Below are 23,690 nucleotides of genomic sequence, written 5' to 3' on the forward strand. Positions count from 1 at the left end.
GGAATTTTTAAAGTGCGGAAAAACAAGAAAAAATCCCCTCAAACCTGTTGAAAACAATGGATTTGAGGGGATTTATCTTTGGAGCTACTGGTCGGATTTGAACCGACGACCTGCTCATTACGAGTGAGCTGCTCTACCCCTGAGCCACAGTAGCATCTGATACGATCAATATTATACAACGGAACGGGCAGCTCTTTCAATAGTTTTTTTCAAAAGTTTTCGAGAAATTTTGCCAGCTTTACCCCAGATTTTCCTCAGCGGTATTGTTGATATGGCTGAAAGCTTTTCTGGACGCGATGACAATGACAGCCGCGGCGGCCATGCTCCCGAGAATGATCCATTGGGGCGCCGCCCAGTCAAAGAGCAGACCGTAGAGGGCCTGGCCCAAAGGCTGGGAGCACATGGACATGGCCATAACAAAGGAAATCACTTTTCCGATCAGGCTTCCCGGCACCTCGCTCTGCACGAAAGAAAGCATCTGAACGCTGAACATGGTGGCGAGCACCATCATCAGGAAGTAACAGCAGACGATGACCAGATAGGAAACCATGGGAGGCGCATCAAAGAGCAGGCAGAGCGCCATGGGCAGCAGGGTTGCTGCGGCAGCCAGGAGCAGCTTCCATACTTTTTCGGCCCGCAGCCGGTTTGCCAGAACGCCCACGAGGATACCGCCCGCCAGGCCGCCGGCAGCGGATATTCCCTGCGCGTAGCCGTACAGCTGGCCGGACAATGCCAAATGTATTTTGATGATGACCGGAATGCCCACGATCACCATGGAGGTCAGTACCAGATTGAACAAGGCTACAATGATGATGACTTTTTGGATGACCGGTTTTTCTCTGTGAATGTAGTGAATGCTTTCAGCAAAATCCCCTTTTACAATGGAGAGAATACTGCCGTTCTCAGGAAGCTTGTTTACAGGAATGCGGATGAACAGCTCCATGACAGCAGACAAGAGAAAGCAGATTCCGCTGATGAGAACCACCTGGGTTACGCCGAAGGCTTCATAAACAATACCGCCCAAAACCGGACCGATGAGGTTTGCCAGGGCCGACACCTGATTGATGATAGCGTTGGCTGTCATCAGGTTTCCTTTCTCCTGCAGGAAAGGAATGCTGGCCTGAACAGAAGGCTGATACAGAGATTGAATTCCCGAAAGCAGCATCATTACGATGAGGACCAGCGCCTGAGGTGATAAGGAACCGTTGAGCAGGAGGAAAAGGCCGGTTAAAAAGGCGGTTAGAAAGTCTAAAAAAACCATAATATTCCGCTTGTTGACCCGGTCCGCAAGAAGGCCGCCTATAGGCGAGAGTATCACCATAGGAATAAAGGAACAGGCCAGAACGATGCCGAACAGGGATGACGACCCTGTTCGGTCCAGCAGATAAAGGGGCAGCGCGAACCGCAGCGTGGCATTTCCAAAGAGCGAAATGATTTGTCCGATTAATATCAGTGTAAAATTTCGATTTAGCAGTTTCATAAAAATCTCCTTTCATACATACGGTTGGTATGTTCAATCCCAATAAATTGCTTCCCGTAGGAAGCGATAACAAGTGAAAACGGACACTAATCGTCTAAGCATTCCCCATAGGACAATGCGGCAGCCATGACCTTTTCGTCCATAACCGGCAGGCCGATCTGGTCCAGGAGCGTCTTTAAAAAGCGAACTTTCTCCGTGAAGGCAGCCCGGGTTTCATGAAAGACCAGCGGATTGATCCAGATGTTGATAAGCAGCAAAAACACTTCCGCGGCCTCTTTGGGCTGGGATACGGTGATCGATCCATCCTCCACGCCTTCCTCGATGTAGGGCAGCAGCATCTGAGGCGAATGTTTCACAGACTCGAACACTTCCTGCGCGAGAAACTTTGGATTGTGATAATAGTCAGGCACTGCTTCCATCAGTTGATGCTGCTGGACGCTGGTCATACAAGCCAGGCAGATTTCCTTCAGTTTTTCCAGCCCGGTCAGTTGATCCTCACGGCCCTTGAACATAGACGCAAAGTCCACGTTCGCATACATCCGCTCGCCGACCGCCTGAATAATGTCTTCCTTTGATGAGAAATGATGGTAGATAGCGCCTTTGCTCAAATCCCCCAGATCATTCACAATATCCTGGATGGTCGTCTTTTCGTAGCCCTTTTGTAAAAACAGCTTTGTAGCAGAATCCAGAATCCGGTTAACCGTGACCTCCGGATATTTGTTCCTCGACATATCAATGGTCCTTTCCATACATACGTTTGGTATGTATAATAAATTATCACGGAAATGACCCCGTGTCAAGTGGTTTGCCGGGCAAACATATCAAGAGCGCCATTTGGTCATGAAAGGAACGCATTGTCTTTTGCAGGGCGGTAACATATAATAGATTTATTAAAGAAAGTGCCTGCGCCGGCGTTTTCGGGAAAAATGGGGGAATTGTCAGGCGTAATCAGAAAGAGAGGATAAGGAATGAAAAAGTGTATTTGTGTGTTATCAATGGTTTTAATTTTTGCTGTATCTCTGATCGGCTGCGGCCGGGATCCGGCAGATGTCCAGCTGAGCGATCAGCAGATAAAAAGTGTGACCGAGCAGCTTACTGCGAGAGAGCCTTACGATCAAGATGAGGCGGAATATCTGGACGTTCAAACTTTTGACTCGCTGAAAGTCTACGGCGCCCGCGAGAAAGAGGGGTATACAGAAATCTATGTCTGGGATCTGTCGGGAGACTTTGTGAAGTACAAGGATGCTGCTTATGAGCTATCAGGCAGCTCCATGCCGTTGACCTTGGTAACGGAGATCAGCGGAGAATCCGTAAAATTAATAAACGTGAAATTTCCGGAAGACGGCGACCGATATGGGCCTTCTATTGAAGCAATGTTTCCAGAAAAATATGCGAAAGAAGCGATTGGGGAGGGAAACGGGCTGGTGGGAAAGCTGAAAAAAGAGCAAAAGGAAAAGATTAAGGCGCTTTGGAACGTGGAAATCAGCGAAGATCTTTTTGATTTGAATCCAGATACGGGAGCCTTTACCATAACCAGAGTCGTAAATGATGGCAGCAGCGGTGCCGAAGATTTTAAGACAAAGGTGATAGAGAAAGGGCGTTTGACAAAAAAGGAATTATAAAGGAGGAGAAAATGAATTATCAGATGGTAGGCAAAACTGTTCCTGCGGTGGAAATGCAGTTGAACAGAGGAGAAGTTATTTTTACCCAGTCCGGCGGGATGGCCTGGCAGAGCGACGGGATCGCCATGTCCACAAACACCCGCGGAGGCGTGCTGAAAGGGCTTGGCAGGATGCTCGCCGGAGAGTCCATGTTTATCGCCCACTATGAAGCCGTCTGCGACAATGCGGTGATTGCTTTTGCCTCAACGGTTCCAGGGAGTATCCTCGATGTGGATGTCAGAGGCGCCAATGGGCTGATTATACAGAAAGGCGCATTCTTGTGCGCAGAAAATTCCGTGGAGCTGGAAACCGTGTTCACGAAGCGATTTTCTTCCGGCTTTTTTGGCGGGGAAGGGTTTATTCTACAGAGGCTGACCGGAAGCGGCAAGGCGTTCCTTGAAATTGACGGAGATGCTGTAGTGAAAGAGCTGGCGCCGGGGGAAATGCTGAAAGTGGACACCGGTAATGTGGTGGCCTTTGCGCCGACTGTGAACTACGAGGTGGAAACGGTAAAAGGCATGGGCAATATCCTCTTCGGAGGAGAGGGCCTCTTTCTTACAAAACTAACCGGCCCGGGAAAAGTCGTTCTGCAGACCATGAATTTTGCCGACTTTACAGGGCAGATTGCAGCCAGAATTCCATCGGGAGACTGAGGAAGCATAGGCAAGGAATGGCATTCGGTGCATTCGGGTTGATGGGAAAAGGACACTGGTGCGGTGAAAAGGCGGATTGTTTGATGATATTTGGAGCTGGGCCGGGCTATTGCATTTTGTATTACCGTGGAAAGGGGCGGTTGCTGAAGCGGCGCGGCTCAGTTCTGTAATTGCCGGGGATATATGTAAAATATTCCTATTTATATTCGAAATGGGTTGATTTGGAGGCAATGTCCATATAAATTTTGGATTCTAGAGGAAAAGATGGTAAAAAATTAATTTAAATGGAACTAATTGAAAATTAGTTTTGTAAAGTTAGTGCAAACTTTCTTGATTATACTTCCGAATTGACCGCAAATCGGTTCTTTTCAAGCGATTGGCGACGGAAAATGCTTTGTTTTTATATGGACCAGCACTCTGTTTTTGGTGATTTCGAATATAAATTGAGAAAATAAATGAAAATTCAGGCGATTGCGCCTGGGATATTCGATTTTGTAAGTAAGGTTAAGGCACAGGATAACAAGGCGGATAAATTGATATGTTTGTTGACTAATGTATTAGGCATAGCTGATCGGTTTGGGTCGTGGCTGTGCCTGATTTTTTTATTTTTTGATAGGAAGTAAAGTTGGAATCGGATTTTGATTTTTGATGAGCCTGCATCAGGGTGAGGGAGTGGAAGACATAGGACGTCCGGGACATGAACGCTGGAAAATTGGAAGCATGCTTTTTGGGACCTTTTCCAGACCCATTTCCAGACCTGGCAGTGACGCGGCGTAATAATTGTTGACAACAGGCATTATATATATATAATATGATAGATTGTATATACTAAATTTATATGAATTAAAAAATGATGCTCGATCAAAGTGAGCGATTATAATGGGGGAAACGGGGTGCCTTAGGGTACTCTTTTTTGTTTGGTTCCAAGTGTTACATTTTGAGGGTTAAAGGTTACGGATTGTTGTAACGGAGGACAGTGAGGGTGAGTGTATAAATCGCTGATCGTGAAAGTTGTGCTAAGCATACAGCAACATAAAAAAATTAGGGTTGAAAACATATAATTTATGTCGGTTAAATAAGGAGCGGTATTATGAAAAAGAAATGGATAAGTTTGATGACTTCAGTGATGATGTTTGCAACAATATTAGCCAATCCGGCGATTGGGGCTGCGGCTGAGAAGCAATCAGAAGCAAAAGACGTGCAAACAAAAACAGTAACGTCAGTCGAACCTACTAAGGCAAAAGAAGAGAAACCGGAACCTTCAAAAGCGAGCAAAGCGACTGCACAAGCGGCAAGTAGTAAGGGTATTGCTGTTAGTGAAGGCGTGACTGGCGGGAATATCTACTTTGATGAAACGACGGGGACGATTACGGATTGCGATGTGGAAGTAACAAAAGTAATAATTCCAAAAGCAATAAGAAGTGTAGAAGTGAAAGCTATAGGAGACAATGCATTTAGTGGCTGTGGCCTAACCAGTATAACGATTCCAAATAGTGTGACAAGCATTGGAGACGGGGCATTTTCCGAGTGTGATGGATTAATTAGTATTAATGTAGATAAAGATAACTCTAAATATACATCTTTAGACGGAGTGCTATTTAATAAATTAAAAACAAATTTAGTGCAATATCCTATAGGTAACAATAGAACAAACTATACAATTCCAGATGGTGTAACAAATATAGGAAACAGCGCATTTAAAGCGTGTTATAAATTAATAAATATAAACATTCCAAGCAGCGTGATAAGTATTGAATATGAAGCGTTTTGGGGATGTGATTCATTAACAAGTATAACTATTCCCAATGGTGTAACAAGCATTGGGGACGAGGCCTTTGCGTGGTGTGATGGATTAGCTAGTATCGATGTAGACAAGGATAACTCTAAATATACAGCTTTAAACGGAGTGCTATTTAACAAATCAAAGACAAATTTAATACAGTATCCTATAGGTAACAGTAGGACAAGATATACAATTCCAGACAGTGTAGTAAGTATTGGAGTTGCTTCATTTTCTGACTGTATGAGTTTAACAACAATAACAATTCCAAATAGCGTAACTAACATTGAATCTGATGCATTTTGGGGATGTGATTCATTAACAAGCATAGCTATTCCGAATAGTGTGACAAGTATCGCATACCATGCATTTTTTGGATGTAACGATATAACCATTTACGGCTATTCAAATTCCTATGCCGAATCCTACGCACAAGAGAATGATATCCCATTTATAGCAATTGGCAGTACCGGAACAAAACCCTCATATAAACCAGTAGAAGATGTTAAATTTGACTTATCGCAGAGTTTAGGTAAAATGCAGCTTTTCGAGAATATGGGCGGAAGCGCAGGTAACCAGCCGATCACAAAAGTTTTTCCAGAGAGCTATAATTTGAACTTCAAAGCTGTGAATACAAAGATTAAAAAGGAAACCATGAAAGACGGTACATATAAATACAAAATGTCAATTGGCTTAAATGAAAATTTGGCTTTTAGTTCAGATAAAGCATGGGAGAATTTGAAAAAAGATATTAACGACGCAAAGAAAAACGTTAATAGCACAGCGTCACTGCGTACTTTTATGAATAAGTGGAACGCCCCGTCAGGATTTTTCACAATAACCTCCAAATTTAAAGCCAAACCAGCCATGAAAGCCGCAGGTTATTACGAAGCTATTTGTGATGAAAACGGGCGCATTCTTACAGAGAGCGGCGGCGTTTTGCTGGATTGTCAATGGAATGCAAAAACTACGAACCAATGGCTGATTGGCCCAGTGCCCATTTATGTGGAACTAGGCGGAAATCTGAAAGCTGCTGTAAAAGGTGGAATGCGAAAAGATTTAGAGAATCCAAAACTTTCTTTAACCGGTACTGTTAAGGTCACGCCAGGGATTTCTGCGGGAGCAGGTGCTGGTATAAGCGGTGCGGCTACTGTAGGAGTTAAAGGCTCTGCGGATATAGATATTCGATTGATACCCGCATCGAAAGGAGATTTTACTGCAGGAATTGCGGCTACAGCAAAGCTTATCTTTGTTTTTGATTGGGAATATACGTTGGCCAAAAAAACATATCCTCTTTGGAATAAAACGAAAAAGAAACAATATAGCTTGGCCAATGCAGGGGAGAATCAGGAGCTGGCACTCACCGATCGAACTTATCAGGATAAGACATCTGTCTGGAATGGATCCATGCCGCGAGTACGAAAAAATAGTAAAATAGCAGTCATGCGGGCAGCAGAATCAGGAATTTCTTCCTGGGAACTTCAGAGCTACATCCTGCCAAATACGATACCAAAGATGAAGAAGGTGGGAGATGATACGGTTATGGTATTCCAGTCCAATGATCCGGATAGAGAAACAGCTAATAGCGTCAAGGTCATGTACTCTGTTTATGACGGAAATACTTGGAGTCAACCAAAGAATTTGTGGGATAATGGCACCCTCGATACTTTCTCGGATATGGAAGTGATTGATAATGAGCTGTATGTAGTTTGGCAAAAATGCAAGGAGGTTTTAAAAGGAAGCGACGCCAATCGTTTAAGCGAGCAAGCGGCGCAGACAAGCGAGCTTTGCTGGACAAAATATAATCCATCAAGCAAATCTTTTGCACAAGCGCAGTATATAACCAATGACGAAAAAGCAGACCTAATGCCTGTATTAGTAAAAGATGCAGATGTTCCAGCAGTAATGTGGGTAAGCAACCCTGAAAATGATTTGATTGGACTGGATGGAACAAAGACCATTTACCTTTCGAAGCTGAACGGCGCAGAATGGAGCTCACCGGAAATCGTGGGAACCACAGAATGCTATATCTCTGAGCTGGACGGGATTTGGCATGATAGAAAATACATAGCAGCGTATATTGGAAGCCTTGCGGGAAACACCCCGTCTCTGTTCACGGCAGAATCGGGCACAGTAGTACCAATTGCTCAGCAGGGGGAGGCCGTAATCTCAGGGCTGAAATGTAAGGACGGAACGATTTCCTACAACCAAGAAGGAACTTTGAAACAATATAACCTTGCCGATCAAGCAACTTCGGAACTCATAGCAGGAGAATCACAAATGATTAGCGCAAATGCAGAAATGTTCAAACAAGGTGAAAAAACTGCAATGATTTGGATGGCTAATAGTGAAGAAGGGTGCAGTATCTACTCTTCAGTGAAAACAGAAAGTGGATACAGTGAACCAGTGGAGCTATACAGAGATGAAAATATAATCGGTAATTATATTACTGCGGTAATGAACACCGATGGGAGTTGGGATATTGTCCTCAATGCTACCGATAATGAGAACCCAGAGAAAACTTCAATGTTTTTTATTGAAACAGCGAACAAACCAAAAGCTGTACTAAACGATGTGATTATCAATGAAAGTGAAATGGAGGATGACTTGCAGCCAATTTCCTGTTCAGTTACCAACGACAGTGAGGAAACGATTACGAAGCTGAATCTCATAGTAAGAAATGGCAATGAAACATTGCTTAATGAAGAAATTCTTCGTACGATATTGCCAGGCGAAACCGTGTATTTGGATGAAAGTATTGATCTTAATAACATAGACCAAAAAGCAACTCTAAATATCGAAGCAACTGCTCCTGGGCAGGTTGATTTATTGGCCTCGGTGCAGGAAGAAGAAATTCAATTATCCGATTTCGATGTGACAGTGGAAAAAGAAGTTATGGACAACTCCGTAAAATTTGCAGCAACTGTTAAAAACTGCGGGAGGGTAGCATCCGGAGGAACCGTAAATCTTTATGGTGATGCAGAAGGCAAAAGAAGGATACAGTCAGAATCATTTGACGTGCTTTCACCGGGAGAGACGACAACAGTAGAGCTGACTTATCCAATATCCAGCATGGAGTTTAACGCGGAGCAAAGTGCATATTCCATGATCAAAGTAGAGACTGGTAGTGAGGAATATAACGTAGAAAACAACCTTTATTACGGAGCGACGTATCTTTGGGAATTACCAGAAGATAACTTTAATATTGCCAACTTTGACCTGATTGGCGCGGACGGAAGCTATACTTATGACGGCAAAGCCATTCAGCCGGCTGTTCGTGTAAAGGGATTAAAGCAGGGAACCGATTATACGGTTTCATACAGGAACAATGTTAATGCAGGCAGGGCAAAAGTAATCATAACAGGCATTGGGATTTACCATGGCACAATGGCAAAAGAATACATAATTCAGAAAGCCAACCAGGTTGTAACGGCAGGATCATATACCAAGACCTATGGAAACAAACCGTTTTCTCTGAACGCCGGCGCAAAAAGCCAGCTGTCCTACCAGTCCAGCAACCCCAAAATCGCCACTGTTTCCAGCACCGGAAAAGTGACGATCAAAAACACCGGAAAAGCTCAGATCACCATTACCGCCGCTGCCACAGCTAACTATAACGCAGCGTCCAAGACGGTTACCATCACCATCAACCCGAAAAAGGCAGCGGGCCTGAAAGCCAAAGCCGGTAAAAAGCGCATGACCGTCAGCTGGAAAAAAGACACTAAAGCCAGCGGCTACCAGATCACCTACGCCCAGAACAAAAAGTTCAAAAAAGGCAAAAAGAACGTGATCATCAGCAAAAACAAGACAACGAAGAAAACCATCAAAAAGTTGAAGGCTAAGAAGACTTATTATGTAAAAGTACGGGCATATAAAAAAGCCGGGAGTCAGAAACTTTACGGCGCATACAGTGGTGCGAAAAAGGTCAAAGTGAAATAAGAAAACATGATAAAAAGCTGTCTCCGAAGAAAATCCCGGAGGCGGTTTTCTATTTATACGAAGCTGTCGGTATTTAAGCAAATCCGCCTTTAACTTGATACTTTTTTTCACCCAGGAGCAACAAAAGAGAGCTTTTAAAGGTGCTGCCATTGATTCGTTAAGTAACAAAAGGACCAATTGGTCCTTGTTAAAGATGCATTGAAGTTTTCCAGAGGGTGATGCTGTACAAAAGGCGAACTATTTTTTCAAACCTTTGACAATTGCCGCAATGTGATTGAACTGATCGGGATCGATCTCCCTCAAATCATTCATCAGCTGGAGGATCTTTATGTCAGTAAACTGACTGCTATCGAAAAAATCTCTGGGCGTGATATCGAAGTATTCACAGATATAGAAAAACACCGTCATGGAAGGAAGCATCTGCTTATTCTCAATGCGGTTGATATAGGAAGCACTCTGGCCGATTGACAGGCTCATATCACGGGCAGACACACCCTTTTGAAGGCGCAGCTCCGTTAATCTGTTGGCAAAGAATTTTTCATACATGACAGTGTCCTCCCTATGCATATTATTGTAATATATGGAAGCAAAAATTGTGTAAATTCTCTGTATCTATATTCCTTGACAGCGTGCAGTATAAATATATATAATAAAATCGAATATATATTTTAAATATCAGTAATAAAAATCATAGAGAAGATCGCCGTCTTATAGCTCTAAGAGGCGAACGACTTGTGATAAAAACGGGTATTGGCGCTATGCACTTATTAAGAGGAGGACATATTTTGAAAGTCAAAAAACGAATTAGTTTAGTTATTGCATTGATGATGCTGATGACGGTGTTTGCCGTTCCGATGCTGGCATACGGTAAAGAGAATAAAGTTAAGGCAACGCCGCGGTCGGAAGGAAGCGGGTTTTATATTACAAACAACTCAGCGGGAGAGGGAGATATTGACGATTTATATATGGACCTAAACGATAGCGTGCAGTTGTATTTATTTGAAATGAGCAGCCCAATAACCACTTTGCCAAGTGGGTGGTCTTGGAATTCTGCTGATACTGAAACGATCACAATAACATCCGATGGGATAATAAATGCTGTTTCCAGAGGTTATGCAAGTATAACGGTTACAGATGACGAGGGGAATATTCTGGCTGCGCTGAGGGTTTATTGCGGATATAATGAAAGCTCTGGCTATGTCGTTAAATCCGCCGAAGGGGGTTCCTTTGACAACAACCCCTATGTTGATGAGTACGAATCATTGTATACAACACTTGGTACTTCATCGGGAAACAACACAATGAAGTTAAAAGTTGGATCGGATGACGAAACAACAATTAACCAGACAGATTGGACTTGGGAAGTGACAAATGATGATGATAATGGAGATCAGATTCTTTCGTTGAGTGAAACAAATAGCAATGGCGTGACTGCTACTGGAAAACAAAGCGGAATTGTACAAGTTCGGGCCTTTAATGAAATTGACGATTATACGAAGGTGCTGACAATTTATGTTGGTGATGCTTACGATTGGTATCTTGTGGACGGAGCTGACAATCAAGAAGGTTTTGTTGGTGTTAATAACACACTGAATTTGTACTTAAAAACAATACCGGAAAACAGTGTAATTCCATCTGATTACAATGTAGCTGTGGAAGATATCGACGATAATCCAATTACAGGCGTAGTTAGGATTGATAAAAACGGGAACAAGATAGGAGTAACAGGATTAGCAGAAAGCGAGAGCGCTCTATGGATTTATGCGTATGTAGAAAAAGACGGTGATACGCGCTGGAGTCCTTCTTACTATTTGAGAGCAGGAAGTGAGCTGCTTTGGATAGATAAAGGTTCAGTTGATTGTCAATTCACTCTGTTTACAAAAAGCAAAACGGCAAAAGTTAGCAGCGTTTATGCTTATGACGATGCAGTCAAAACTTTGACAATTCCATCATCGGTAACGGCATCGAAGGACGATGTATATAATCCGGGAACATATACGGTTACTTCAATGAAGTCGGATCTGTTAGTTGGAGAGGATTTGAACAGCATTACGATTCCAAACACAGTAACCAGCATTGGCGCTTACGCTGTAGGTTATGATAAGTTTGAAAATTCATCGGGAAAAGAAATTTACTCTAAGATCCCAAACTTCATCATCTACGGCTACTCCCCAACCTCTGCCGCCGCAAACTATGCAGCAGCCAATGGTTTCCGCTATATCAATATCGGCTCAAAACCGGCCCAGAGCATCAGCGGAGCAAGCTCGTTTACAAAAGCATACGGCAGCAAAGCCTTTAGCCTGGGCGCAAGCTCTTCGAATGGCGGCGCTCTGACCTTCAGTTCCAGCAACACAAAAGTTGCGGCAGTCAGCGCCAGCGGCGTAGTGACTATCAAAGGCACAGGAAAAGCAACGATTACAATCACCGCTGCTGCCACAGACCTCTATGGAGGAGGAAGCAAAACTGTTAACATCACCGTTACACCGAAAAAGGTTGCCGGTATCAAAGCCAAAGCAGGAAAAAAGAGTATGACCGTCAGCTGGAAGAAAGACACCAAAGCCAGCGGCTATCAAATTACATATGCCCAGAAAAAGAATTTTAAAAAGGGTAAGAAAAACGTTACCATCAGCAAGAATAAAACAACAAAGAGAGCCATCAAAAAGCTCAAGTCCAAGAAGACCTATTATGTGAAAGTCCGAGCTTACAAGAAAGCCGGAAGCCAGAAACTTTACGGTGCATACAGCGCTGTGAAGAAGGTTAAAGTAAAGTAAAAGAAAATGGAAAGCTGCCTCTGGGGAAACCTGGGGGCAGTTTTGCTTCTCGAAGGATTAGTGGTATAATGACCCAATAGAGAAAACAAAGTTAGTGCGCGATGCGCATGCGAGGTGAACATCATGAGAAACAAAGAGTTTGTAAAAATCGTCGAAGAGAGCGAAAACATCGTGTTTTTCGGCGGCGCCGGCGTTTCCACAGAAAGCGGAATTCCTGATTTCCGCTCAGATGAGGGGATTTATAAAGCCTGGACCGAATACGGCCGCCCTTCGGAAGAGATTATTTGCCGTCCCTTCTTTGACAGAAAACCGGAGGTGTTTTTCGAGTATTACAGAAAAAACCTACTCTATCCGGAAGCCAAGCCCAATGAGGCTCATCGGGCGCTGGCGAGGCTGGAGCGGCAGGGAAAGGTCAAGGCGGTCATTACCCAGAATATCGACGGCCTCCATCAGGCGGCCGGCAGCAAAAACGTAATCGAGCTCCACGGTTCCGTTCTGAGAAACTACTGTATGAAATGCGGCTTGTCCCACAGCATGGAATACGTGCTGGAAGCGGACGGCGTGCCTCTGTGCCAGGCCTGCGGCGGCATTGTAAAGCCGGACATTGTCCTGTATCAGGAAGAAGTGGGAAGCGATGCGCTGGATCAGGCCATTGCAGCCATTAAGCAGGCAGAAACGCTCATTGTGGGCGGCACTTCCCTGGTGGTTTATCCGGCTGCGGGGCTGGTGGAGCATTTTCAGGGAAAGCATCTGATCTTAATCAATAAGTCCCAAACCCAGTACGACGAACGGGCCGATCTGGTGATCAATCATCCAATCGGAGAAGTTTTTGCCGGATTGTATGAGTTTTAGCCCTCGATCAGATATGCTGCATGAGCACCACCACAATGACTCCGGTAATGAGAGAAAAGGTGGCGGCCCGCTGATACCCATGTTCGTGGGATTCGGGAATGATTTCATCGCTGACCACGTAGACGATGGCGCCGAAAGTAAATGCGTAGAAAAACGATGAAAGCAGGGTTGGCAGGGCTCCCAGCAGGACTCCGGCCACGATTCCCGGGAGCATCATAAAGGCGATCAGCAAGCTGATTTTAAAGGCTTTTAGTCGTTTCATGCCCATCCCCAGAAGCGGAACAGCTACAATCAGACCCTCCGGTATTTTCTGCACGATCATAGATACGGCCACCATCACTGCGCTGTCGGTGAGGCCATCGCTGAAAACGATACCGGTGGCAAGCCCTTCGGGGATGTTGTGGATGGCAATGGCGATGATGAGCAGCAGGACTCTGCTGCCGTGGCCTTTTGTTTCGCTTTCCTTCATATGCCCGCCGTCAAAGTGGACATGGGGGACAAAGCGGTCGATGAGGCTGATTAAAAATGCCCCCGCAAAGACGCCGGCGGCGCCGGTTAAAACAGGGATCGGGCGAAACTGTTCAAAGGCCGTGGGAAGCAGGCCTAAAAAGGCAGCTGTAAGCATAACGCCGGAGGCAAAGCCCAAGATCATATCGTTGGCCCGGTGGGTGATTTTCTTGAAAATCAGACCGGCCAGGGAGCCGATGACGCTTGCCAGTATTACAAATAGACCGGCGATGATTCCGTACATGGGTATTCTCCAATCTGAATAATTTGATACTATTAGCAATTCCCGATTTCTTCCGTTTTTAAACGGTATGTTTTGATTAACCAGGGAGGCTGGAAAATGAAACATTTAAATGTGTTGGAAGCGAAGCTGACGGACTTTGTTTGTCAGGCTTCTGGAAACTACATAAATGAAGAGAACGCTATCACAAAGGATTTGATCGGCCTGCGGATTTATGATGCTCCGCTGATCGGGGCGGCCCCAGTATCCGATGTTCTCTTTGAAGCGTTGAAAAAACCGGAGGCCATAGGAGAACATTTTATGCTGCCCAAGGATTGGATGCCGGAGGGCAGAACAGTGCTTTCCTTTTTTCTGCCTTACACAGAAGCTGTTAAGCTAGCTAATGCGAGAGATGGGCGGGAACCGGCCCCGGAATGGCTTCATGGGCGAATAGAGGGCCAATCATTTTTGACGGAAGCATGCGCTTATTTAAAAGACACCATTGAGCATATGAGCGGGACTGTGATTGTGCCGACATGGGATCCGCGTTTTTGGAAAAGTGAAACACCAAAGGGCGTGGAATTCCCGGATTACGAGTTTACCAGCAACTGGTCGGAGCGGCACATTGCCTTTGTCTGCGGCCTCGGAACCTTCGGCCTTTCGCGGGGGCTGATTACAAAGGCGGGAATCGCCGGCAGGTTCGCCAGCCTCATTACAGATTTGGAATTCGAACCTGTGCCCCGCGAATATGATGGGCTCTATGATTATTGTACCAATTGCGGCGCTTGTATACGAAGATGTCCGGTAAATGCAATCTCTTTCAAAACGGGGAAGGCGCACGAACCCTGTGCAAGCTTTCTGGATTATACGGAGGAAGCCTATGCGCCGCGCTATGGCTGTGGAAAATGCCAGACCGGCGTTCCTTGCGAAAGTGGAATTCCCGGAAAATAGCGGTTTGGCAGGGTAAAGCGGAGTTTGTGGCCGGTATCGCCGCAGACTCCGCCTTTTCTTTGGCTCCGGAAGCCACTTAATTGCGCACCCGTTTATTTCCAAGCAGCAGGACACAGGCAACAAGGCTGAGGGCAGCGATGGCGATGCATACTGCCCAGCCCAGATGCCACATGCCACGGGCTCCAAAGATAACTCCAACCAGCAAAGGTGCCGCAGGCATTCCCATATCGCCGGCGCCTCCTTTTTCAGTCGGCTTGGACCCGTCGCTGCTCAGCTGTCCGCCGGACAGCTGAACTTAACGCTCCGGCCCTTTCGGGTTCGAATCCCTTTAATTCTGTGAACACCAAATAAAAAAGCAATCTCACATTCGTAAGATTGCTTTTTATCTGGCGCGCCATTAGGGATTCGAACCCCAGACCTTCGCATTCGTAGTGCGCTACTCTATCCAGCTGAGCTAATGGCGCTTATTTTGTTACCGAAAACTATTATACAATAAAAGGGCATGCTGTGTAAAGCGAAATTTTAATTTTTCTTTCGTTTTCTCTAAAAGCTACAAGCTAGACTTACAAAGCCGATAGGAGGCTCTTGCTTGTAAAACCGCGCAGACGCAGAATACAGATTTCCTGAGGGACCGCAATAATTCGTTTATCGGCCATGCTTAGAACATATTTCATTTGACCTGCAATCTGCTGAACTTCGGCGCTTTACAGAACAGGCCAAATTCAGAATCGCCGGTTAAGCCTCCCGAGGGCACTCTACCGGCCCGCGCCGCAGGAAAACGAATCACACAAATCTAGAAACAGTTGCATAAGTGGGCTGATCCATTTGTTTTTGTGATGTGCGCAAACGGCAGTAATGTTTGTGCCTGAAATATCAGTTGGAATTTTCTCTAATTCACCACGATTTAATTCCTCTTTTACAGTAAATTCGGGGAGAAAGGAAACGCCCACATCGTTTTTAACAAGATTTTTGATTGTCGGAATGCTCCACAGCTCAATCGTATGGTCGAGAATGATTGACTTATCACGAAGATATTGTTCAAAAATCTGTCGAAATATGCAATTCGGTTCATTGATGATGAGAGGGGCCGGAATCGTTCTATCCGGTGTCACAAAATCCGGATACCTGTTTTTTATTTTAGGGGATGCTACCAAAACGACCGGATAATCCTCCAAACGCTTAACCGTAAGATTCGAGCCAAAGCCTCCCACGTCTTCATAGAACACGCCTAAATCTAACCTCCCGCTGAAAAGTTCATCCCGAATATCATAACAATTCATAGAGCGCAGGAACAAACGGGCTTTCGGCGCTTGCTTGTGAAATTCTTTCAATATAGCAGGGAGCTTGTAGCATAGCAAACTTTCGCCGATACCAATCTGGATGTCTCCCGGGCATTCCGATAAATGTTCGCCTAAAAAAGACAACTTATCCACAGACTGGAGAACTTCATCCACATAAGGAATTAAATGCTCTCCTGCCTTTGTCAAAACCATTTTTCTACCAATTTTTTCAAATAAAATTGTGGATAAGTCGCGTTCAAGTTGTTTCATTTGAAATGTAATTGTAGACTGTGTATAATTCAGCTTTTCAGCAGCTTTAGAAAAACCGCCTTCCTCAATAATTGTGCGAAATGTTCTTAACCCTCTAAGCTCCATTGGTCCCCCATCAAATACTTCAAAAAAAATGAATTATATCTATAAATATTTTGATTTGTTTGTTGTATTGCTGTGTGTTATTATAGCAGGCAAGAGAAGGAAGCGCAAGGATCAGTTTCCAAAATGTTCAGGAATACAAAATTCAGCAATCAGTAAGGTCCTATTTAGCAATAGGATAGGACGTATCTATATGTTTTGATATGCAACTTAAGAGAGGCGGCGTTATTCATGGGGCAATTTGAGATACAACGGGAAAAAATACATAAAATAGGTGCTTTTCAAATCATCGTCGTGGTGGCTGCGGCGTGCCTTGTTCACGGAGTTATGCAAGGAGTACACGATAATTACGGCATTATGTTGAATGGGCTTCTATCCATAACGCATGTCGATTATGCCGGTATCAGTTTTTGTATTGGCGCCGGAGCGCTGGTTTATGGATTTGCGCAACCGTTTCTCGGAATGCTGGCACTGCGGAAATCAAATGTTTTTGTGATTTTTATAGGCATTTTATTTACCATCGTTGGTTTGGCGATTACACCGTTGTGCCGGAATATATGTACGTTATTTATTTTCTTTGGCTTGGTTTTGCCCTTTGGGACAACAGGGCTCTGCTTCGGAATTGTTATGGGCGCGATCACACCGGTTCTTGGGGAACGTCGGGCAGCTATTGTATCCGGGATTGTACAAGCAAGCGCGGGAATTGGCGACGCTCTGATGTCTCCCGGACTGGAAAAGATGATTTCTGACTTTGGAGTTCGCACCGCCATGACAGTTACAGCAGTCCCTTTTCTTGTAATGGTTCCGGTCGCCCTCTGGCTGGGTAAAAAAAATAGGGCTTACACGGTTGCTGCAAGAGACAAAAAGACAATAGAGAATCAATCTCTTTCGTCCATTTTGAAAAATGCCTTTGTGGACAGGGATTACCGTTTGCTTTTGATTGGATTTGCCACCTGCGGTTTCAATATGTCTATTATTGAAAGCCACTTGTTTTCACAATACCTGTCCTATGGAATCTCTGGAAAAACAGCATCCTTAACGCTTACCGTATATGGGATTGCAACGATGACAGGCGCGGTAGTTGTAGGTTTTCTTGGCACAAAATTCCGTATGAAAAATATCCTTGGTTGTGTTTATGCCATGAGAGTATTGATTTCTTTGGCTTTTCTCATTTTACCCAAAACAGTGCCCTTCGCGTTCCTTGCTACAGCACTTCTGGGAATGAGCGGCGATGCTACTGTACCACCCACGTCAGGTATTATCAGCCGTAAATTTGGCGCGGAGAAAATGGCCGTTTTGTATGGGTTTACCTTGATCGGACATCAGATTGGAGCTTTTGCGAGCTCATATCTTGGAGGCATCCTTGTGAAAATGAATATGGGATATGATCCGCTATGGACAATCAATATGATTTTGGCTATAATCGCTTCTATCGCAAGTTTTTCTATTCGTAACAACAGAAGTCCTATTGGGAATGTTTAGCGAGGGCAGGAACAAATATCTTGCGAACTTTGACCATTTCAGCCGCTTAATCATCGGCAATCTGAGCACAGAGCGTAATTCTGAATATGCGCTGGAACAGGTTTACAAGGCGATCGGCAGCCGGTAATTAAGCCGCCTGCCGTTCATTATCGCCATCAATCTACCGCTTGCGGAGTTGCAGGCGCTAAAGATTTAGCAAACGTTCAGATTACCGGTATATAGCGCCAATTCTCCAATTTTATGATATACTAACTACACTGGTTCATCCAAGAAACCAGGGTGCACCGGGGATAAGAAAGAGAGCAGCATATGCATGGGTTTTTGTTGTTGATACCATTTTTGTTAATCAGGTTTGGGCTGCTGTCCGTTTTGGACAAAAGCGCAATCAAACGCGCGGCTCATTTTCCGCCAATGATGGGGAAGGAAAGAGGGGCATATTGGATTTATCAGCTCTCAAATACTGCGATCATTGTGTACTTATGTTTTCTTTCCATTGCCGTAGATTTTTCTCCGCAATTTTACATTGGGCTCGTAATTTATATTCTGGGCTGCCTTCTCTGCACGGTTTCCATGATCAACTTCGCTGCGCCTTCAAATGGCGGGCCGCATAGCAATGGACTTTACCAGTGCTCCCGCAACCCTATGTATGTGTCCTATTTGATCTATTTTGCGGGATGTGCGCTGCTTACCCGATCCTGGCTGCTGGGCGGATTTGTTTTAATCTTTCAGATCGCATCCCATTGGATCATTCTCGCAGAAGAACGGTGGTGCCTGGAACAATTCGGTCAAACATACCGCCAGTATATGAATCGCGTGAGGCGATATATTTAAAAGGTAGAAAAACGGCAAGGAGGAATCAAGCATGGCATGGTATTTTATCGTCGACACCTATATCGACGAACAAAGAGGGCGCGGAGAATACGACGACTATATCCGCGAGGTGAAACCAATCGTTGAACATTACGGAGGCGTATATCTGGCAAGAACGGATACACCCTGCAGTCTTTCGGAAAAAAGGCAGCCGCAGCGCGTCATTATCGTCCGATTTGATACAAGAGAGCAGCTGGATCAATGCTTTTCCTCCAGTGAATATAAAGCCATCATGTCAAAGCGTACCGGCAGCGTTGACAGTAGAGCGGTCATAGTGGAAGGGCTTGTATAATCGCGAATTTCCATTTATATTCGAAATGCAGTGATTTGGACACAATGTCCAAATAAATTCGGACTGTGGCTGGGTTTATGCGGCTAAAACAGGGTGAATGCGGAGCTTTTCCTGAAATGGCTAGCGCAAACTTTTCTTGACTGGACTTACAAATCAAAACGCTGGCTTATAGGCTGCCAAAATGGAAATAACCTTGTATAATAACAAAGCATTTGTCAGGAATTGCAGCCTGTAGGCGTTGGAAAAATCTCAACAATAAGTTAAAATTGATACATTGTTGAACGAATTGTCTCATTCGACAATTTTCGACATTGCACCTCTCGGCAAAGCCGCATTAATTAATCAAGATATTCTATCAACTTATGCGCATATCCGATATAATATAGGTAAAGATGGTTACTGACAGGTAAAGAAAAAAGGAGATCGCGATGGATCGGAATATACATATGGAAAATCAATTTGAGGACCTGCGTGCCCAGCTTCACATCGACTGCGGGAAATGCTGCGGCCTTTGCTGCACAGCTTTATATTTCTCAAAGTCCGAAGGCTTTCCCAGCAATAAAAAGGCGGGAAAACCGTGTCCGAATCTTCTTTCCGATTTCCGCTGCAAGATTCACTCTCAGCTTTCACAAGAGGGCCTGAAAGGCTGCATCGCATATGATTGCTTTGGTGCCGGGCAGAAGGTGACACAGATGATTTACAGCGGATCCGCCTGGAAAACCATGCCGCCGGATCGCGCGCAGGAAATGTTCGACGTTTTCATACGGGTTTATCAGCTGCACCAAATTCTTTGGTACCTGATCGAAGCCCTATCTTTGACAGCCGCACAAAAGCATAAAAACGAACTGAAAGGACTCATCCTAAAAATTCAGACGACCGTGGGAAACTCTCCGGCAGATATCTGCAGCTTTGATATCGAAGCATACCGGAAAAGGGTCAATCATGTGCTGAAGGAAGCCGGCGACAGCGTTGGCGAGTCAGTTGGCGGGAATAAGACCGGAAAATTGGATGAAAGCGAATATCTTGGCAGACAATTTGGCAAGGCCGATTTGAGCGGACAGGATTTTTCCATGGCGCTGATGATAGCCTCTGACCTGAGCGGATGCAAACTACGGGGAACGAATTTTCTGGGAGCGGATCTGCGGGATACTGACCTGAGCAATGCGGATCTGAGCGAAAGCATTTTCCTGACACAGATGCAGATCAACGAAGCAAAAGGCAATAAACATACCCGTCTGCCTGATTGGCTGGAGCGGCCGGATCACTGGAAATAGAAGGGGTTGTGTTGCAGGGGATAGGGCGGTGAAACTTTCATCAAGGGAAAAAATAAAAAATTTCATATGAAATTTACGCATTTTTCAACGATTGAACCCCATCAAAATCAGTTTTCAACAGCTGATCAAGCTTTTTCGCCATACCAGGCCCCGCAAATCCACAACTTTGCGTAAAAACAGGCAAGTTTTTCGAAAAGTTTCCGATTCCATCGCCATCGCCATCTCCACCCCCCCTTGCACCCGAAGCCGCCTCCCCAAACCCGCGCCCATTCTTGCAAACCGACCTGTCACTTGATATAATAAACACTAAGCAAATCCTGGAAAACAGATTTTGCAATGGCGCGGAATGCTTTTCGTCCATCACATCCATGGGAAAAGGCCCCGGATGCCAAACAACAACAATAGATCCAGCTGCGGCCGCTTTGCCGCGGACTGTATCCAACAAGGATAAGAACAGGAGGATAAACAAGATGAAAATCGTATTGCTGGAATCTTTGGCCATCAGCCAAGAACTTCTCGACCAATATATACAGCCCCTCAAGGCAGCGGGCCACACCTTTGAATCCTATGAGCGGGAGGACGACCTCAGCCTGCAGATTGAGCGGGCGAAGGATGCGGATATACTCATAATCGCCAATATGCCGCTGAAAGGGCAAGTGATCGAAAACTGCCGGAACCTGAAGTTGATCGATGTCGCCTTTACAGGCGTGGATCATGTGGATTTGGAAGCGGCAAAAAAGCAAAGGATCGCAGTAAGCAATGCTTCCGGCTACTCCAACGATTCGGTGGCCGAGCTGACATTGTGCATGATGCTTTCTCTTCTGAGAAACGTTCCTCAGGTCGATGAGCGTTGCCGCGCCGGAAAGACCAAAGACGGTCTTGTCGGCAGCGAACTGAGGGGAAATACAGTAGGCATCATCGGTACCGGCGCCATCGGTACCAGAGTGGGCGAACTGTGCCGCGCGTTTGGCTGCAAGACCATCGCATATAACGGATTTTCTAATAAACTCAGCACCCAAGAGATGGAATACATGCCCCTGGAGGAAATGCTCTGTCAGTCGGATATCGTCACACTTCACTGCCCGGTGACCGAACAATCCAAGAATATCATTAACAAAGCTTCGATCTCGGCCATGAAGGACGGAGCGATCCTAATCAATGCGGCCAGAGGCCCGGTCGTGGACTCGCAGGCTCTGGCAGATGCTTTGAAGAGCGGCAAGCTGGCTGGCGCGGGCATCGATGTATTTGAAAAAGAACCTCCACTGGATACGGAGCATCCTTTGCTGCATGCCCCCAATACCATCGTCACGCCCCACGTGGCATTTGCAACAGAAGAATCTATGAAAAAACGAGCCAGGATCGTCTTTGAAAACATCGATCAATGGCTGGCGGGAAATCAGATCAATCGAATCCTTTAATGACAGGAGAATATTATGGAACTTGAAGCACGGATAAAGGAATGGCCGCTGATCGGACCTATGAGCGAGTACCGGGAAATCTATTGGGGAAACCCCAGGTATGGCCAAGAAGCGCAGCTGCCTTTTACAATGGCCGATATCGACGATGCGGAGGCTAGACTAAAGAGGTTTGCTCCCTATATAAAAAAGGCTTTTCCAGAAACCCGGGAAATGGGGGGAATCATCGAATCACCGCTGCGGGAAATCCCCGAGATGGCAAAGGCGCTCAATATTGAAGGCAGGTTGTTTTTAAAATGTGACAGCCACCTGCCGGTATCCGGCTCCGTGAAAGCCCGGGGAGGCATCTATGAAATTTTAAAGCTGGCGGAAGCCATCGCCATGGAGCAAGGGATGCTGTCGCTGACCGACGACTACGGCAAACTGACGGAAGAATCTTTTCGCAGGCTTTTTTCCCAATACAGCGTGGCAGTGGGCTCCACCGGCAATCTGGGACTTTCCATCGGCATCATCAGCGCAAAGCTGGGATTCAAAGTGACCGTACATATGTCGGCCGACGCCAGACAATGGAAGAAGGATCGTTTAAAAGAAAGAGGCGTTACCGTAGTAGAATATGAAGACGATTATCAGCGGGCGGTGGCGGAAGGCCGGGCAGCGGCTGAGAAAGACCCAAGCTGCCACTTTGTGGATGATGAGAACTCGCAAGATTTGTTCCTGGGTTATGCGGCATCAGCAAAACGCCTGCAAGTCCAGCTGGAGAGACAGCATATATCCGTGGATGAACAGCATCCGCTGTTTGTTTATCTGCCCTGCGGAGTAGGCGGTGCTCCCGGCGGCATAACCTTTGGCCTCAAAACTGTGCTTGGACCCCATGTCCATTGCATTTTCGCAGAGCCGACTCATGCTCCCTGCATGACCCTAGGCATGATGACCGGCCTCCACGACCGGATCAGCGTCAGCGATATCGGGCTGGACGGCAGGACGGCAGCAGACGGATTGGCAGTGGGCCGTCCTTCCAAGCTGGTGGGGAACGTGGTGAGCACCTTGGTCCAAGGCTGCTATACGGTGGATGACGCCAAGCTCTATCGATATCTAAAGCTGCTGTGGGATGAGGAAAACATACAGATCGAACCTTCCGCCTGTGCGGGATTTGAAGGTCCGGTACATATGTTAATCAACGAACGATATTCCCCGACCCATATCGTATGGGCGACAGGGGGCAGTATGGTGCCTGGGGACGAAATGGAGCGTTACTATCAAAGAGGAGCGGAACTGGTGTAGTCTCCGGCGGATTTTGCCGCACGCCGAACCAATCAATCCTGCACCAGGATATATAGATTAAGGAGGTTTTCTATGGACGGACAAACACAAATGGAAGCATATTTAGACAAAACGATGCATGAAAATAACATAGGCCAGGAAAAGACCATCAATGGAATGATGAAATCGATCAAGGTCGGATGCTCTTATGAAGAGAAATCCATTTCTCTGGGATTTCCGGTTCTGGAGTGGCAGGCCAACCGGGCAGGAATGATGCACGGAGGGGCCATCTGCATAGCTTTCGACATGACTGCGGCTGCGATCGCCAGATTCTGCGCCGGCAAAAATTACGCGCCCACCATCAGCCTTGATGTGAAATATATTCGCCCCATCAAGCTGGGCGATACCCTGATCGTAACGGCCAAAGCCACTGCGGCCGGCCGGCGGATTACGCAGATCGTCTGCGAGGCCGTGAGTAAAGATACCGGAAAGCTGGCGGCAACGGCCGCCACGGTATACATGAACGTGGACACTACAAAAGAAAATCGCTAGGTGAATGGTAAAGAGCACGTCGGAGCAGAAGAACAGCCAAACTGTTTGAAAATTTCTAAAGCTTTCGCCCGAGGGGCTC

At 45.8% G+C, this 23,690-nt stretch carries 20 protein-coding genes and 2 tRNA genes; 13 read left to right on the top strand and 9 right to left on the bottom strand.

Annotation, left to right across the window (positions count from 1 at the left end; translation table 11 throughout):
- Positions 1-79: 79 nt before the first annotated feature.
- The 3 genes from LG211_RS03015 to LG211_RS03025 all read right to left on the bottom strand — a co-directional run bounded on the left by LG211_RS03015 (position 80) and on the right by LG211_RS03025 (position 2,211).
- A tRNA-Thr gene (locus LG211_RS03015) sits at positions 80-154 on the bottom strand.
- Positions 155-238: 84 nt separating this feature from the next.
- Positions 239-1,480 carry an MFS transporter gene (locus LG211_RS03020; protein WP_227754840.1) on the bottom strand — a complete coding sequence of 414 codons (1,242 nt, stop codon included), beginning with the start codon at positions 1,478-1,480 and terminating at the stop codon, positions 239-241.
- 86 nt (positions 1,481-1,566) lie between these two features.
- Entirely contained in the window at positions 1,567-2,211 is a 645-nt protein-coding gene (locus LG211_RS03025) for a TetR/AcrR family transcriptional regulator (protein WP_269476977.1), read from the bottom strand.
- Positions 2,212-2,448: 237 nt separating this feature from the next.
- Between LG211_RS03025 and LG211_RS03030 the strand changes: the two genes are divergently transcribed.
- The 3 genes from LG211_RS03030 to LG211_RS03040 all read left to right on the top strand — a co-directional run bounded on the left by LG211_RS03030 (position 2,449) and on the right by LG211_RS03040 (position 9,513).
- Entirely contained in the window at positions 2,449-3,102 is a 654-nt protein-coding gene (locus LG211_RS03030; protein WP_269476978.1) for a hypothetical protein, read from the top strand.
- An 11-nt stretch (positions 3,103-3,113) separates the two neighbouring features.
- Positions 3,114-3,794, top strand: coding sequence for a TIGR00266 family protein (locus LG211_RS03035; protein ID WP_269476979.1), 681 nt, complete (start codon positions 3,114-3,116; stop codon positions 3,792-3,794).
- A gap of 1,090 nt (positions 3,795-4,884) precedes the next feature.
- Positions 4,885-9,513 carry a leucine-rich repeat protein gene (locus LG211_RS03040; RefSeq protein ID WP_269476980.1) on the top strand — a complete coding sequence of 1,543 codons (4,629 nt, stop codon included), beginning with the start codon at positions 4,885-4,887 and terminating at the stop codon, positions 9,511-9,513.
- A gap of 237 nt (positions 9,514-9,750) precedes the next feature.
- On the opposite strand, the gene LG211_RS03045 is transcribed toward LG211_RS03040, so the two are convergent.
- Positions 9,751-10,059, bottom strand: coding sequence for a helix-turn-helix domain-containing protein (locus LG211_RS03045; RefSeq protein ID WP_148396730.1), 309 nt, complete (start codon positions 10,057-10,059; stop codon positions 9,751-9,753).
- A gap of 239 nt (positions 10,060-10,298) precedes the next feature.
- On the opposite strand from LG211_RS03045, the gene LG211_RS03050 reads away from it, so the two are divergent.
- Positions 10,299-12,284, top strand: a complete 1,986-nt coding sequence (locus LG211_RS03050) for a fibronectin type III domain-containing protein (RefSeq protein WP_269476981.1) — start codon at positions 10,299-10,301, stop codon at positions 12,282-12,284.
- A 123-nt stretch (positions 12,285-12,407) separates the two neighbouring features.
- On the top strand, positions 12,408-13,136 hold the full coding sequence (locus LG211_RS03055) for an NAD-dependent protein deacylase (protein ID WP_148396728.1): 729 nt from the start codon (positions 12,408-12,410) through the stop codon (positions 13,134-13,136).
- 7 nt (positions 13,137-13,143) lie between these two features.
- Here the strand turns inward: LG211_RS03055 and LG211_RS03060 are convergent, their stop codons facing one another.
- Entirely contained in the window at positions 13,144-13,887 is a 744-nt protein-coding gene (locus LG211_RS03060) for a ZIP family metal transporter (protein WP_227754846.1), read from the bottom strand.
- Positions 13,888-13,983: 96 nt separating this feature from the next.
- Between LG211_RS03060 and LG211_RS03065 the strand changes: the two genes are divergently transcribed.
- On the top strand, positions 13,984-14,814 hold the full coding sequence (locus LG211_RS03065) for a 4Fe-4S binding protein (RefSeq protein ID WP_269476982.1): 831 nt from the start codon (positions 13,984-13,986) through the stop codon (positions 14,812-14,814).
- A 76-nt stretch (positions 14,815-14,890) separates the two neighbouring features.
- Here the strand turns inward: LG211_RS03065 and LG211_RS03070 are convergent, their stop codons facing one another.
- From LG211_RS03070 to LG211_RS03080, 3 genes are all read right to left on the bottom strand, one after another.
- The gene (locus LG211_RS03070; RefSeq protein ID WP_227754848.1) at positions 14,891-15,040 is read right to left on the bottom strand and encodes a hypothetical protein; all 150 of its coding nucleotides are present in this window, start codon (positions 15,038-15,040) and stop codon (positions 14,891-14,893) included.
- A 161-nt stretch (positions 15,041-15,201) separates the two neighbouring features.
- Positions 15,202-15,278: transfer RNA gene (locus tag LG211_RS03075), tRNA-Arg, on the bottom strand.
- Between the two features lie 291 nt (positions 15,279-15,569).
- Positions 15,570-16,469, bottom strand: a complete 900-nt coding sequence (locus LG211_RS03080) for a LysR family transcriptional regulator (protein WP_148396725.1) — start codon at positions 16,467-16,469, stop codon at positions 15,570-15,572.
- A 228-nt stretch (positions 16,470-16,697) separates the two neighbouring features.
- Here LG211_RS03080 and LG211_RS03085 point away from each other — a divergent pair, with 228 nt between their 5' ends.
- From LG211_RS03085 to LG211_RS03100, 4 genes are all read left to right on the top strand, one after another.
- Complete coding sequence (locus LG211_RS03085; protein ID WP_148396724.1) at positions 16,698-17,948, top strand: MFS transporter; 1,251 nt, start codon at positions 16,698-16,700, stop codon at positions 17,946-17,948.
- 369 nt (positions 17,949-18,317) lie between these two features.
- Positions 18,318-18,779: a methyltransferase family protein gene (locus LG211_RS03090; RefSeq protein WP_465250772.1), complete on the top strand. Its 462-nt coding sequence runs from the start codon at positions 18,318-18,320 to the stop codon at positions 18,777-18,779.
- Between the two features lie 31 nt (positions 18,780-18,810).
- The gene (locus LG211_RS03095) at positions 18,811-19,110 is read left to right on the top strand and encodes a DUF1330 domain-containing protein (protein WP_148396722.1); all 300 of its coding nucleotides are present in this window, start codon (positions 18,811-18,813) and stop codon (positions 19,108-19,110) included.
- 428 nt (positions 19,111-19,538) lie between these two features.
- The gene (locus LG211_RS03100) at positions 19,539-20,384 is read left to right on the top strand and encodes a pentapeptide repeat-containing protein (protein ID WP_269476983.1); all 846 of its coding nucleotides are present in this window, start codon (positions 19,539-19,541) and stop codon (positions 20,382-20,384) included.
- A gap of 73 nt (positions 20,385-20,457) precedes the next feature.
- On the opposite strand, the gene LG211_RS03105 is transcribed toward LG211_RS03100, so the two are convergent.
- Complete coding sequence (locus tag LG211_RS03105) at positions 20,458-20,886, bottom strand: hypothetical protein (protein ID WP_269476984.1); 429 nt, start codon at positions 20,884-20,886, stop codon at positions 20,458-20,460.
- Here LG211_RS03105 and LG211_RS03110 point away from each other — a divergent pair.
- From LG211_RS03110 to LG211_RS03120, 3 genes are all read left to right on the top strand, one after another.
- The gene (locus tag LG211_RS03110; RefSeq protein WP_269476985.1) at positions 20,855-21,802 is read left to right on the top strand and encodes a 2-hydroxyacid dehydrogenase; all 948 of its coding nucleotides are present in this window, start codon (positions 20,855-20,857) and stop codon (positions 21,800-21,802) included. The genes LG211_RS03105 and LG211_RS03110 overlap by 32 nt on opposite strands.
- A gap of 15 nt (positions 21,803-21,817) precedes the next feature.
- Positions 21,818-23,080 carry a D-serine ammonia-lyase gene (locus tag LG211_RS03115; RefSeq protein WP_269476986.1) on the top strand — a complete coding sequence of 421 codons (1,263 nt, stop codon included), beginning with the start codon at positions 21,818-21,820 and terminating at the stop codon, positions 23,078-23,080.
- A gap of 72 nt (positions 23,081-23,152) precedes the next feature.
- Positions 23,153-23,611 (top strand): PaaI family thioesterase, encoded by a 459-nt coding sequence (locus LG211_RS03120; protein ID WP_148396719.1) that lies wholly within the window; start codon positions 23,153-23,155, stop codon positions 23,609-23,611.
- Positions 23,612-23,690 lie beyond the last annotated feature (79 nt).

The sequence above is a fragment of the Hominibacterium faecale genome (assembly GCF_020734085.1).
GTDB classification, from domain to species: Bacteria; Bacillota; Clostridia; order Peptostreptococcales; family Anaerovoracaceae; genus Hominibacterium; species Hominibacterium faecale.